This is a genomic window from Brevundimonas sp. Bb-A (genome assembly GCF_009394735.1).
GTDB lineage: Bacteria > Pseudomonadota > Alphaproteobacteria > Caulobacterales > Caulobacteraceae > Brevundimonas > Brevundimonas aurantiaca.
The window spans coordinates 1949634-1962569 of record NZ_CP045456.1; the positions used below are offsets into that span (position 1 = coordinate 1949634).

Sequence of the window (12936 nt, forward strand, 5' to 3'; positions counted from 1 at the left end):
GATGCTTTCCATCTCTAACCTCCACGTCTCCGTCGGCGACAAGCCGATCCTCAAGGGGCTGACGCTCGAAGTGCCAGCGGGGGAAGTGCACGCCATCATGGGGCCGAACGGGGCCGGAAAGTCGACCCTGGGTTACGCCCTGTCGGGCCGGCCGGGCTATGAGGCGACGGAAGGATCGGTCGAATGGGCGGGCGAGGACCTGCTGGCGCTGGAGCCGTCCGAGCGGGCGGCCAAGGGCGTCTTCCTGTCCTTCCAGTATCCGATCGAGATTCCCGGCGTCCCGGCCCTGACCTTCGTGCGGACGGCGCTGAACGCCCAGAAGCGCGCGCGGGGCGAGGAGGAGGTGGCGGCGCCGGCCTTCCTGAAGCTTGTCCGCGAAGCGTCCAAGGCGCTGAAGATGGACTTCGACATGCTGAAACGTCCTTTGAACGTCGGCTTCTCCGGCGGCGAGAAGAAGCGGATGGAGATCCTACAGATGGCCCTGCTGGAGCCGTCGCTGCTGATCCTGGATGAGACGGATTCGGGGCTGGACATCGACGCCCTGCGCATCGTGTCCGAAGGGGTGAACGCCCTGCGGTCGCCCGACCGGGCCATGCTGGTCATCACCCACTATCAGCGCCTGCTGGACTACATCAAACCGGACCGGGTCCATGTGCTGGCCGGCGGCCGCATCGTGGCCTCGGGCGGGCCGGAGCTGGCGCATCAGCTGGAGGCGGAAGGATATGACAAATATCTTCCGGAACCGGCGTGAGCGCGACCTTCGCCATCGACCTGGCCGACGCCGCCACCTTCCCGTCGCGGCGGGATGAGGCGTGGAAATACAGCGACCTGAAGCGTTATCTGCGCGAGGCGCCGGCACCGTCGGGTACGGCGGCGGTGGGCGCGCCGGGGCCCTTCTATGACCTGGGCGGCGAGGCTGTCGTCTTCGCCAACGGGCGACCGGTGGGCGTGACCGACTTCATCGCCTCGGGCGAGCAGACGCTGCGGCTGCGCTACATCTCCGACGCCGTGGGAACGGGTCATACGGCGAGCGCGCGGGTGGCGGCGCGGGCGGGCGCCAAGCTGCTGCTGTTGGAGACGCATGAGGGCGCGGGCTCGGCCTATGTCGCCCACAATACGCTGGAGCTGGACGTGGCGGCCGGGGCCGAGGTGACGCGCGTCGTTCTGGTCGAGGAGCCGGAGGACGGGATTTCCGTGTCAGAAGCCCATGTGAAGGTCGAGGCGGGCGGCGTCTATCGCCAGACCGTCATCGCCACCGGGGCCAGGCTGCAACGGATCGAGACCCGGATTTCCCATTTCGCCCAGGGCGCCCAGGTCCAGGCGGACGGCCTTTATCTGCTGAACGGATCGCGCCATGCCGACCTGACCAGCGTGGTGCGGCACATGGAGCATGACGGCGCGACCTCGCAGCTGATCAAGGGCGTGGCTCGTGACACCGCGCGCGGCGTCTTTCAGGGCAAGATCGTGGTCGAACGCGGCGCCGACGGCACCGATGCGCGGATGGGCCACCATGCGCTGATCGCCTCTGAGCGGGCTGAGATCGACGCCAAGCCGGAACTGATCATCTATGCCGACGACGTGCAGTGCGCGCACGGCAACACGGTCGGGGCCCTGGACGAGAGCGCCCTGTTCTACATGCAGCAGCGGGGCGTCCCGGCCGAAGAGGCGCGCGCCCTGCTGACCCAGGCCTTTCTGATCGAGGTGATCGACCGGATCGAGCACGAGGGCGCAAGAGAGGTGGCGCGGGAATGGCTGACGGCTCGGTTGTGACCCTGTTTGATCCCTACGCCGTCCGGGCGCAGTTTCCGATCCTGTCGCGGCAGGTGAACGGGAGACCGCTGATCTATCTGGACAATGCCGCCTCGGCCCAGAAGCCGCGCGCGGTGATCGACGCCCTGGTGGCGACGATGGAGGGCGGCTACGCCAACGTCCACCGCGGTCTGCACACCCTGTCGAACGAGGCGACTGAGGCCTTCGAGAAGGCGCGGGAGATCGTGGCCCGCTTCCTGAACGCCGAGAGCGCGGAACAGGTGGTCTGGACCAAGGGCGGGACCGAGGCGATCAACCTTGTGGCGAATGGGCTGGGGCTTCAAATCCAACCGGGCGACGAGATCATCGTCTCGGAGATGGAGCATCACTCCAACATCGTGCCGTGGCATCTGCTGCGGGAGCGGCGCGGGGCGGTGATCAGATGGATTCCGGTGCTGGACGACGGCTCTCTGGACATGGCGGCCTATGCCGAACTGCTGGGACCGAGGACGCGAATGGTCGCGGTCACCCATATGTCGAACGTGCTGGGCACCATCAATCCGGTCGCGGAGATCAGCCACCTGGCCCATGCGGCGGGCGCTCAGGTGCTGATCGACGGCTGCCAGGGCGCCGTCCATGCGGCGCCGGACGTGCAGGCCATCGGCTGCGACTTCTATGTGCTGACGGGTCACAAGCTGTTCGCTCCGACCGGCATCGGCGCCCTGTACGGCAAGGCCGAGGCGCTGGAGGCCCTGCCGCCCTATCAGGGCGGGGGCGAGATGATCGAGACGGTCGAGACGGACCGCGTGACCTACGCCAAGCCGCCCCATCGGTTCGAGGCGGGGACGCCGCCCATCCTGGAGGCCATCGGCCTGGGCGTGGCGCTGGAATGGCTGGCGCAATACGACCGGACGTCGGTTCAGGCGCATGAGCATGCGCTGTACCAGCATGCGGTTGATCGCCTGCGGGGGCAGAACTGGCTGCGGATCCTGGGGCAGGTGGAAGGCAAGGGCGCGATCCTGACCTTCGCCGTCGAGGGCGCCCACGCCCACGACGTGGCCCAGATCATGGACCGTTACGGGGTGGCGGTGCGGGCCGGACTGCACTGCGCCGAGCCCTTGGCGAAAAGAATGGGGGTGACGTCGAGCACCCGCGCCTCCTTCGCCCTATATAACACCGTGGAGGATGCCGACGCCTTCGTGGATGCGCTGATCAAGGCGCGGAACTTCTTCGTATAACGCCATGACAGACGACCCTATTCAAGACAGCGACGCCTTCAAGGAAGCCTGGGCCGAGCCGCAGAAGAGCGCCCTGTCTCAGGCCGAGCTGGATCAGCTGACCGACGATCTGATTCAGGCGCTGAAGACCGTCTATGATCCGGAAATCCCGGTCGATATCTATGAGCTGGGGCTGATCTACCGGGTGGACGTCAATGACGACCGCGACGTGGTGGTGGACATGACCCTGACGGCGCCCGGCTGTCCCGTCGCCGGCGAGATGCCGGGCTGGGTCGAGACGGCGGTGGAGAAGGTGGAGGGCGTTCGCAGCGCCAAGGCCAATCTGGTGTTCGACCCGCCGTGGGACGCCTCCAAGATGAGCGACGAGGCCAAGCTGGCCCTGAACATGTTCTGATGAGCGAACTTCAAACCACATCCCGTCCCCGCCGCCCGCGCCCCAAGGTCGTGACCCTGACGGACCGGGCCGCCGAGCGGGTGCGTGAGATCCTGGACAAGGCCGACAACAGCCACATCGGTCTGCGGATCGGGGTCAAGAACGGCGGCTGCGCAGGCCAGGAGTACACCTTCGCCTATGCCGATGAGATCGGCCCCCTGGACGAGGTGGTCGAGGACAAGGGGGTCACCATATTGATCGAGCCCAAGGCCGTCCTGTTCCTGATCGGCACCGAGATCGACTATGAGACGACCCGGCTGGCCTCGAAATTCGTGTTCAACAATCCCAACCAGACCGACGCCTGCGGCTGTGGCGAGAGCGTCACCATCGTGCCGGCGGCGGGCTGAGCCGAACTAGCCGAAGGTGAAGGCGAAGACCTGGACGCCGGGGTCCAGGAATTCGATCTCGAAGGTGCGTTCGCCCACCGGGCCGGACTGGCGAACCAGCTGATACAGACGCTGGCGGTCGATGCGGCCCTGGCCCTCGACGTCGATGTCTGATCCCGCGTCCGATCCCGGCGCGGCCCCGTCGATCCGGACCCGGAAGCGCACCCCGGCGTCGCCTTCACCCGGCCCCATGACCAGATGCAGATCCCGCGCCTTGAACCGGAAGGCCAGGCGTCCGCCCGGCGCCGTCAGGGCGGCGTGTTCCCGCGTCACCCGCCAGGGGCCGGTCAGGCTCCAGTCGTTCAGCCGCAAGGCCGCCGGCCCATAGGTCTTGACGGCGTCGCGCGCGAAACCACCGGGCGAACGGAAATTCTCGGCCCTGGCGTAGCCGACATAGGTCTCGGGCGAGGCGAGCTGGGCCATGTCGGCGGCGGCCTCGGCGCCCTGGGCCTGGACCTGCACCAGGTCGGAAGCGACGTCGGCGGCGCCGGCCTCCTTCAGCAGTTGCTGAATGACCCGTTCGGAGCCGTCGTAGTCGCCCTCGCCGAAATGGTGGTGGCGGATCCGGCCCTGGGCGTCGATGAAATAGTGGGCGGGCCAGTACTGGTTCTTGAAGGCGCGCCAGACGGCGAAGTCGTTGTCCATGGCTACGGGATAGGCGACCCCGAGACGGGCGACGGCCTCGCGCACATTGGCCTCGGACTTTTCGAAGGCGAACTCGGGCGTGTGGACGCCGATCACAACCAGTCCCTGATCCTTATATTTTTCGGCCCAGGCGCGGACATAGGGCAGGGCGCGCAGGCAGTTGATGCAGGAATAGGTCCAGAAGTCGACCACCACCACCTTGCCGCGCAGTTGCTCGCGGGTCAGGGGCGGCGAGTTGATCCAGGTCGTGGCGCCGGACAGGGGCGGCATGACGCCCTCGACCGGCAGGTTGTTCAGGTCGGCGGGGGCGGTGTTGGTCGGGACGCCGCGGCCGACCGTCGTCAGCAGGGCCTGTTCGAGCCGTCCCGTGCCGGCGGCCGAAATCCGGGTCAGCAGGCCGGTGTCCAGGCCCAGAGCGATGGCGGCGACCCCGACCAGAACCAGAACCCCCAGGCCGCGCCGCACCCATTCGCCGACGCCCAGGGCGCCCTTCATCGCCTTGAACACCCGCCCGCCGACCAGCAGGGCCAGGGCCAGGGAGGTGGCGGCGCCCGCCGCATAGGCGAGCAACAGGACGGTCGAGCCGACGCCGGCGCCCTGCAAGGCCGCGCCGGTCAGGATCAGCCCCAGGATCGGGCCTGCGCAGGGCGCCCACAGCAGGCCGGTCGCCACGCCCAGCAACAGGGAGGATCGCACCTCGCCCCGGTCGTCCGAGCCGCGCTGGACGCGATCGGTCAGCCAGGACCCGGCCGCCACGAAGGGCCGCATCAACCGGTCCCCTACGGCAGGGATCAGCAGGCTGAGGCCCAGCGCCGCCATGACCGCCAGAGCGATCCATCGCCCGACCTCATTGGCCCGCACCGCCCAGCCGCCGCCGAGCGCCGCCAGACTGGCCACCCCGGCGAAGGTGACGGCCATGCCGACCAGGAGAGGCAGGCCGTTGCGGACGAACGGTCGATCCGCCCGAGCGAAGACGAACGGCAGGACGGGCAGGATGCAGGGGCTGACGATCGTCAGGACGCCGGCGAGATAGGACAAGAGAAACAGGATCATGCGGGCGCCCGATGCGGGTGGAGTTCTCCACATACGAAGCCGGGCGGCCTTCGGTTACCCCGCCGATGACATTATCTCCCACAGATAGACGACCTGCCGGCCGCGAACGGGCTAGACTTCGCGCTTCCGATCCCCGATTCGCTGGCCCATGACGATCCACGCTCCGCCGCCGGAAGGCGGCCGTATCATCGACGAGCCGATGGAGACGGCGCTCAGCCGTCGCTATCTGGCCTACGCCCTGTCGACCATCACCAACCGCGCCCTTCCCGACGTCCGGGACGGGTTCAAGCCCGTGCACAGGCGCATCCTGTACGCCATGCACCAGATGCGGCTGAACCCGCAGGCGGCGGCGCGCAAATGCGCCAAGGTCGTCGGCGAAGTCATGGGTGGATACCACCCTCACGGCGACGCCTCCATCTATGAGGCCCTGGTGCGCCTGGCCCAGGACTTCGCCCAGCGCTATCCGCTGGTCGACGGCCAGGGGAATTTCGGCAATATCGACGGCGATAGCGCTGCGGCCATGCGCTATACCGAGTGCAAGCTGACCGCGGCCGCCGTCCTGCTGCTGGAGGGGATCGACCAGGACGCGGTCGATTTCCGCCCCACCTATGACGACCAGGACGAGGAGCCGGTCGTCCTGCCGGCCGGCTTCCCCAATCTGCTGGCCAACGGGTCTTCGGGCATCGCCGTGGGCATGGCGACCTCCATCCCGCCGCACAATGTCGGCGAACTGATCGACGCCTGTCAGCTGTTGCTGGAGCGGCCCGAGGCGACCACGGACGAGCTGGTGCAGGTGGTCCCCGGACCCGACTTCCCCACCGGCGGCGTGGCTGTCGAAGGCCGCGCAGCCATTCTGGACGCCTATGAGACGGGCCGGGGAGGGGTGCGGCTGCGCGCGCGTTGGGAGACCGAGGACCTGGGCCGCGGCGTTTGGCGGATCGTCGTCACCGAAATGCCGTACCAGGTGCAGAAGTCGCGCCTGATCGAGGCGATGGCCGACCTGATCGAGCACAAGAAAGCGCCGCTGCTGGGCGATGTGCGCGACGAGTCGGCCGAGGACATCCGACTGATCCTGGAGCCCAAGAACCGCACCATCGAGCCCGAGATGCTGATGGAGAGCCTGTTCAAGCTGTCGGATCTGGAAGTCCGTTTCCCGATCAATATGAACGTGCTGGACGCCGACGGCACGCCGCGCGTCATGGGGCTGAAAGCCTGTCTCAAGGCCTTCCTGGACCACCGGCGCGAGGTGCTGAACCGCCGGTCGCAATGGCGGATCGCCCGGGTCGAGAAGCGGCTGCACCTGCTGGAAGGCCTGCGCATCGTCTTCCTGAACCTGGACGAGGTGATCCGCATTGTCCGCGAGGAGGACCAGCCCAAGGCCGTCCTGATCGCTCGCTTCGGCCTGACCGAGGTCCAGGCCGACTTCATCCTCGACACCCGGCTGCGCCAGCTGGCGCGTCTGGAAGAGATGACGATCGAGAAAGAATTCAAGGAGCTGTCGGAAGAACTTGCCAATCTGAAGGCGCTCACGTCTTCGGAAGGCAAGCAGTGGAAGGCTGTTTCCAAAGAGCTTGAGGCGGTGCGCAAGGCGCTGATCTCGCCGCGGCGGACGACGATGGGCGAGGCGGTCGACGCCTCGGCATTCGTGGCCCCCGAGGCCTTCATCCCGCGCGAGGCCATCACCGTCATCCTGTCGGAGCGCGGCTGGATCCGCGCCGCCAAGGGCAAGGTCGAGGATCCGTCGGAGCTGAAGTTCAAGGAAGGCGACAAGCTGGCCTATCTGGTTCCGGCCTATACGACGGACAAGCTGCTGGTCGGGGCGTCGGACGGCCGGATCTTCACCATCGGCGCGGACAAGCTGGCGTCGGGCCGCGGCCACGGCGAGCCGCTGCGGCTGATGATCGACCTGGACGAGAAGGCCGAGATCATCAATCTGCTGGCGCACCAGCCGGGCGGCAAGCTGCTGATCGCCTCAAAGGCCGGCTACGGCTTCATCGCGCCCGAGGACGACACCCTGGCCCAGAAGCGGGGCGGCAAACAGGTGCTGAACGGCGAGATGCTGGCCATGCTGCGCGTGCCGACCAATCCTATGGGCGATCACGTCGCGACGATCGGCGAGAACATCAAGACCCTGATCTTCCCCCTGGCGGACCTGCCCGAAATGGGGCGCGGCAAGGGGGTGAAGCTGCAGAGCTTCAAACAGGGCGGCCTGGCCGATGTGACGGTCTTCAACGCCGAACAGGGGCCGGAATGGGCCGACGGCGGCGGACGGCGGCGCAACTGGCCCGACTGGAAGGACTGGCTGGGCAAGCGCGCCGGGGCCGGTCGCCAGGGGCCGAGGGGATTGCGGAAGTTCAGATAGGACGGCGCTGCTTCGGGGTGCGAGTCAGGCTTCCAAACGGCTCCAGCCGAGCTTGCCCAGCACCTCGAGGGGGCGGAAGTCCGCCTTGTAGTCCATCTTCTCCGAGCCCCGGACCCAGTAGCCCAGATAGACGAAGGGCAGGCCCACCTGGGCCGCCTGACGTACATGATCGAGTATGGCGAACCGGCCCAGGCTGCGGCGGTCAAGACGCGGGTCGTAGAAGCTGTAGACCATGGACAGGCCGTCTCTGAGCAGGTCCGTCAGGGTCACGGCGACCAGGTCGCCGGGCCCGCCGTCGTCGGACGGCAGGCGGTATTCTATCAGATGGGTGCGGACGGCCGTGTCCTCGACCATGGCGACATAGTCGAGCCAGCCCATATCGCTCATGCCGCCCAAGGGGTGGCGGCTGGTCAGATAGCGGCGCAGCAGCTGGAACTGTTCGGTCGTGGCCTCGGCCTCGACCAGGGCGCGCGTCAGGTCGGCGTTGCGCGCCAGAACCTTGCGCTGGGATCGGCTGAAGGCGAAGTCCGGCACAGGCAGGCGGACGGAGACGCAGGCGTCGCAGGCTTCGCAGGCGGGGCGATAGGCGATGTTCTGGCTGCGGCGGAAACCCGCCAGGGTCAGTTCGTCATTGACGTGGGCGCCGTCCGAAAAGGGGAGGTTTGCGAAGACCTTCCGTTCCGTCTTGCCCGGCAGATAGGGACACGGGGCGACCGAGGTCATGAAGAACCGGAGCTGGCGTGTCGGCACATGTTGGGTCACGACTCTAGGTCCGCACCCGATCTGGCCCAAAATAGGACGGTCTGACGCTCATGCCGCGATTTGGCGCGATTGAGCGCTCGGCCGCAAGCGCCAAGGCGCCACAGCCGCTCAGGATCACAGCGAGGTGTCCATAGGCAGGACCGGGGCCTCGCGCAGCAGGACGATGGCGATGCGGCGGTTGCCCGGCAGGCTGGGATCGTCGGGATAGAGGGGGTCAGAGCCCGCCTTGCCGGCGACCGAATAGACCCGATCGGGGTCCACGCCCGCGCTTTGCAACACGAGCCGCGAGCCGTTGGCCCGTTCGGAGGACAGGGTCCAGTCCGCCGGGCCGCTGGCGCGGTTCGAGCCCGGCGTGGCGCTGGTGTGGCCGGTGATGGAGATGCGGTTGGGCAGCTGGTTGATCACCTTGGCGACGGCGCGCAGCAGGATCTGGGCCCGCGCATTGGGTCGGGCCGAGTTGTTGTCGAACATGGACCGGCCTTCCTGGTCCACCAGCTGGATGCGCAGGCCCTCGGGCGTCTGATCCACGATCAGCTGTTTCGACAGTTCGGCCAGTTCCGGCATGGACTGCATGGCCTGACGCAGCGATTCCGCCGCACTGGCGAACTCGGCCGCCTCGCGCTTCTGGATTTCGGCCTGCAGGGCGGCGTCGCTGGCGGAGGCGAGGTTTGAGCTGGGGCCGGTGTTGGTCGTCTCCGGCGGGGCCTCAGGGGCCAGCTGTTCGATGACCGACTGCGAGCCGGAGCTCTTGGGTCCGTCGTCGCCCAGCGCCGTGCCGCCCAGAAGACCGCCCGAGCCGGAGGTGGTTTCGGACACGCTGGCGGGCGCAAAATATTCGGCGATGCCCTTCTTCTGCTCCGGGTCGGTCGTATTGATCAGCCACATCAGCAGGAAGAAGGCCATCATGGCCGTCACGAAGTCCGCATAGGCCACCTTCCAGGCGCCGCCGTGGTGGCCTCCGCCGGAGACCTTTTTCACCTTCTTGATGAGGATCGGACGATCGCTCACGGACATGGACGCACCCCGGCAAGTTCGCGGCAGTGTGGCGCGGCAAGGTTAACCGCCCGTTGACCCGCGCCCTGGGTTGAACCCTTGTCCGACCCGGCCTAGTCCAGGCGGGAACACGGGAGCCTGCCATGAAGATCGCTTTCGCCGGCCTGGGGGTCATGGGCGCCCCGATGGCGCGTCACCTGGTGAACGCCGGCCATGGGGTCGTCGGCTTCAACCGCACCCAGGCCAAGGCGCAGGCCTGGGCCGAGGCCGTGGGCGCGCGGGCGGCCGCGACCGTGTCGGAGGCGGCGCAGGGAGCAGAGCTTTTCATCCTGTGCGTCGGCAATGACGATGACGTGCGTGCGGTCGTGACCGAGGCCCTGCCGCACCTGGCCGAAGGGGCGGTCATCGTGGATCACACCACGACCTCGGCCCGGCTGGCGCGGGAAATGGCCGAGGCGGCGGCCGAGGTCGGGCGCGCCTTTATCGACGCTCCGGTCTCAGGCGGTCAGGCGGGCGCCGAAAACGGCCAGCTCAGCGTCATGGCCGGCGGCGACGCCGAGGCTCTGGCTCGGGCGGAACCGGCGCTGAAGGCCTATTCCAAGGCGATCAAACATATGGGACCGGCGGGCTCGGGCCAGCTGACAAAGATGGTCAATCAGATCGCCATCGCCGGCGTGGTCCAGGGACTGGCCGAAGCGGTCCATTTCGCCCAGGTCGCCGGCCTGGATACGGACGCCGTCTTCGACGCCGTGTCCAAGGGGGCGGCGCAGAGCTGGCAGATGGACAATCGCTGGAAGACCGCCGCCCAGGGCCAGTTCGACTTCGGCTTCGCCGTCGACTGGATGCGAAAGGATCTGGGCTTGGTTCTGGACGAGGCGCGGTCGAACGGGGCGCGCCTGGCCCTGACGGCCCTGGTCGATCAGTTCTACGCCGAGGTCCAGGCCATGGGCGGCAATCGCTGGGACACCTCCAGCCTGGCTGCGCGGCTTCAGCCCAAGAGCTGAAGCCGCCGGTGCGGGCGGGTTAAGCCGTCTCCCAGCCCTTTTCGATCGCCCAGACTGCGAAGGCGTAGTCGTGGGCGACCTCCTTCAGATAGTCGAACCGGCCGGCGGCGCCGCCGTGGCCGGCCTCCATATTGATCTTCAGCAGGACCGGCTTGCCCGAGGTGGTGGCGGGCCGCAGTTTGGCGACCCACTTCTCCGGCTCCCAGTAGGTGACGCGCGGATCGGACAGGCCGCCCGTCGCCAGGACGGCGGGATAGGCCTGGGGCTTCACCTGATCATAGGGGCTGTAGCTCATCATATAGTCGTAGGCGTCCGGGTCCTCGATCGGATTGCCCCATTCGGGCCATTCCGGCGGCGTCAACGGCAGGGAGGTGTCGCTCATGGTGTTGATGACGTCGACGAAGGGCACCTGGCCGATGATCCCGGCCCAGAGGTCCGGCCGCATATTGTTGACGGCGCCCATCAGCATGCCGCCGGCCGAGCCGCCCTGGGCCACGATATTGCCGGCTCGGGCGTAGTTCTGCGCGATCAGATGTTCGGCGGCGGCGATGAAATCGGTGAAGGTGTTCTTCTTGGTCATCCGGCGGGCGCTGAGGAACCAGCCCCAGCCCTTGTCCGATCCACCCCGGATGTGGGCGATCGCATAGATCCAGCCGCGATCGACCAGGGACAGCCGATTGGTCGAGAAGCCGGCCGGCATGGGAATGCCGTAGGAGCCGTAGCCGTAGAGCAGCAGGGGCGCTGAGCCGTCGATCGGCGTGGTCCGACGGCGCAGGACGGTGACGGGCACCAGCTGGCCGTCGGCCGCCGGGGCGTTCAGCCGTTCGACCACATAGTCTTCGATATTGTGTCCCGACGGGATTTCCTGAGTCTTGCGCAGCGTGCGTTCCCGCGACGCCATGTCGTAGTCATAGGTCTGGGTCGGGGTGGACGGCGAGTTGTAGCTGTAGCGGGTCGTCGTGGTGTCGAACTCGGACGCGCCCGACAGCGACAGGGCGAAGGCCGGTTCATCGACGGCGATCGCATGTTCGGCGCCGGCGCGGTCGCGAATGATGATGCGAGTGTTGGCGTCGGCCCGTTCCTGGCGCGCCAGATGATGGCGGGTCAGGTCCATCCCCTCGATGAAACGACCCGGCGTGTGGGGGACGAGATCCGTCCAATGCGCCTTGCCGGGCGTCTCCGTCGGCGCCTGAACGATCTTGAAGTCGATGGCGTCGTCGGCGTTGGTGCGGATCACCCAGCGGTCGTCCCAGTGATCGACGTCATAGCGGACGGCGACCTGGCGCGGCTCCAAAACGACCGGCGCAGCGGTCGGGTCGTCGGCGGGGATGTAGCGGGCCTCGGACGTCTCCTGGTTCTGGATGCCGATGACGATGAACCGGTCGTCGGCGGTGCGGCCGACGCCGATGAACATGCCGTCGTCCGCCTCCTCATAGACCAGGGTCGTCTCGCCGCCGCGCGCCGGGCGGCGGAAGATCTTGTCCGGCCGTCCGTTGTCGTCGCGATTGGTCCAGAAAATCCACCGGCTGTCAGGCGAGAAGGTGAAGTCGCCGGTGGCGCTCTCGATCACATCGGGCAGGACGGCGCCGGTCGCCAGATCCTTCACATAGATCTTGTGCACCTCGGACCCTTGCGCGTCCTCGGCATAGGCGAACAGGCTGTGGTCAGGGCTGTGGGCGGCGGCCGAGACTTCCGAATAGGCCTTGCCTTCGGCCAGTTCATTGGCGTCCAGCAGCAGTTGGGGAGTCGGGGCGACGATGAAATTCTTCGTCACCGGCCGGCCATCGACCATCCAGGTTCCCTGGCGCTCGACGCGCATGTAGCGGGGATGCTGGTCGCCCGTGCGGTACTCGACATAGTAGGTCCAGTCGCCGTCAGGCGCGGGGACGGAACTGTCGTCCTCCTTGATGCGGCCGCGCATCTCCTGGAACATCGTCTCCTGAAGAGGGAGTGTGGAGGCCATCATGGCTTCGCGATAGGCGTTTTCGGCTGTCAGATGCTCTTTGACTTCGGCCTTGATCAGGGTCGGATCGCGCAGCACCGCCTGCCAATTGTCGTCCTTCATCCACTGGTAGTCGTCGGTGCGGGTGCGACCCAGCTGTTCGATGACGACGGGGATCTTCTTGGCGACAGGGGGTTGGGGCATCGAGGCTCCGGAAGACTGGCGGGCGAGGGCGGGGGAGGCCGAGGCGGCCAAGGCCGTCGCAGCGGTGGACAGGAGGATTTGGCGTCGGTTCATGGTCGGCTCCCGGGCATGCGGATGCGACCTTGGGCGTTTGGGCCGCCCAAGGTCAAATCAAGATCGCGTCGG

The 12936-nt window shown here is 67.3% G+C and carries 11 protein-coding genes; 7 read left to right on the forward strand and 4 right to left on the reverse strand.

The genetic code is table 11. The annotated features are described in order from the left end of the window. The first annotated feature begins 1 nt into the window (after position 1). The 5 genes from sufC to BSP_RS09630 are packed head-to-tail and all read left to right on the forward strand — an operon-like array spanning position 2 to position 3767. On the forward strand, positions 2–751 hold the full coding sequence (sufC, locus tag BSP_RS09610; protein WP_054765627.1) for a Fe-S cluster assembly ATPase SufC: 750 nt from the start codon (positions 2–4) through the stop codon (positions 749–751). Continuing rightward, on the forward strand, positions 748–1770 hold the full coding sequence (gene sufD / locus BSP_RS09615; protein WP_152950194.1) for a Fe-S cluster assembly protein SufD: 1023 nt from the start codon (positions 748–750) through the stop codon (positions 1768–1770). The genes sufC and sufD overlap by 4 nt, the downstream gene beginning before the upstream one ends. Then, positions 1749–2987, forward strand: a complete 1239-nt coding sequence (locus BSP_RS09620; protein WP_152950196.1) for an aminotransferase class V-fold PLP-dependent enzyme — start codon at positions 1749–1751, stop codon at positions 2985–2987. Before sufD ends, BSP_RS09620 begins: the two co-directional genes overlap by 22 nt. A gap of 4 nt (positions 2988–2991) precedes the next feature. After that, positions 2992–3381: an SUF system Fe-S cluster assembly protein gene (locus BSP_RS09625; RefSeq protein ID WP_054765630.1), complete on the forward strand. Its 390-nt coding sequence runs from the start codon at positions 2992–2994 to the stop codon at positions 3379–3381. Then, entirely contained in the window at positions 3381–3767 is a 387-nt protein-coding gene (locus BSP_RS09630; protein ID WP_054765631.1) for an iron-sulfur cluster assembly accessory protein, read from the forward strand. Before BSP_RS09625 ends, BSP_RS09630 begins: the two co-directional genes overlap by 1 nt. A gap of 6 nt (positions 3768–3773) precedes the next feature. Here the strand turns inward: BSP_RS09630 and BSP_RS09635 are convergent, their stop codons facing one another. Then, positions 3774–5504 (reverse strand): cytochrome c biogenesis protein DipZ, encoded by a 1731-nt coding sequence (locus tag BSP_RS09635; protein ID WP_054765632.1) that lies wholly within the window; start codon positions 5502–5504, stop codon positions 3774–3776. Positions 5505–5652: 148 nt separating this feature from the next. Here BSP_RS09635 and parC point away from each other — a divergent pair, with 148 nt between their 5' ends. Then, entirely contained in the window at positions 5653–7866 is a 2214-nt protein-coding gene (gene parC / locus BSP_RS09640) for a DNA topoisomerase IV subunit A (protein WP_152950198.1), read from the forward strand. A gap of 24 nt (positions 7867–7890) precedes the next feature. On the opposite strand, the gene BSP_RS09645 is transcribed toward parC, so the two are convergent. Together BSP_RS09645 and BSP_RS09650 are read right to left on the reverse strand one after the other, a co-directional pair. Beyond that, a complete protein-coding gene (locus BSP_RS09645) occupies positions 7891–8628 on the reverse strand; it encodes an arginyltransferase (RefSeq protein ID WP_152950200.1) in 738 nt (245 codons plus the stop codon). Positions 8629–8742: 114 nt separating this feature from the next. Then, complete coding sequence (locus BSP_RS09650; RefSeq protein WP_152950202.1) at positions 8743–9642, reverse strand: flagellar motor protein MotB; 900 nt, start codon at positions 9640–9642, stop codon at positions 8743–8745. Between the two features lie 122 nt (positions 9643–9764). Here BSP_RS09650 and BSP_RS09655 point away from each other — a divergent pair, with 122 nt between their 5' ends. Then, positions 9765–10625: an NAD(P)-dependent oxidoreductase gene (locus BSP_RS09655; protein WP_152950204.1), complete on the forward strand. Its 861-nt coding sequence runs from the start codon at positions 9765–9767 to the stop codon at positions 10623–10625. A gap of 19 nt (positions 10626–10644) precedes the next feature. On the opposite strand, the gene BSP_RS09660 is transcribed toward BSP_RS09655, so the two are convergent. Continuing rightward, on the reverse strand, positions 10645–12864 hold the full coding sequence (locus tag BSP_RS09660; RefSeq protein WP_152950206.1) for a S9 family peptidase: 2220 nt from the start codon (positions 12862–12864) through the stop codon (positions 10645–10647). Positions 12865–12936: the final 72 nt, after the last annotated feature.

Coding starts and splice junctions, on each gene's coding strand:
- BSP_RS09650 (WP_152950202.1), bottom strand. CDS start 9,642: ATGTCCGTGAGCGATCGTCCGATCCTCATCAAGAAGGTGAAAAAGGTC.
- BSP_RS09625 (WP_054765630.1), top strand. CDS start 2,992: ATGACAGACGACCCTATTCAAGACAGCGACGCCTTCAAGGAAGCCTGG.
- BSP_RS09635 (WP_054765632.1), bottom strand. CDS start 5,504: ATGATCCTGTTTCTCTTGTCCTATCTCGCCGGCGTCCTGACGATCGTC.
- parC (WP_152950198.1), top strand. CDS start 5,653: ATGACGATCCACGCTCCGCCGCCGGAAGGCGGCCGTATCATCGACGAG.
- BSP_RS09655 (WP_152950204.1), top strand. CDS start 9,765: ATGAAGATCGCTTTCGCCGGCCTGGGGGTCATGGGCGCCCCGATGGCG.
- BSP_RS09660 (WP_152950206.1), bottom strand. CDS start 12,864: ATGAACCGACGCCAAATCCTCCTGTCCACCGCTGCGACGGCCTTGGCC.
- sufC (WP_054765627.1), top strand. CDS start 2: ATGCTTTCCATCTCTAACCTCCACGTCTCCGTCGGCGACAAGCCGATC.
- BSP_RS09630 (WP_054765631.1), top strand. CDS start 3,381: ATGAGCGAACTTCAAACCACATCCCGTCCCCGCCGCCCGCGCCCCAAG.
- BSP_RS09620 (WP_152950196.1), top strand. CDS start 1,749: ATGGCTGACGGCTCGGTTGTGACCCTGTTTGATCCCTACGCCGTCCGG.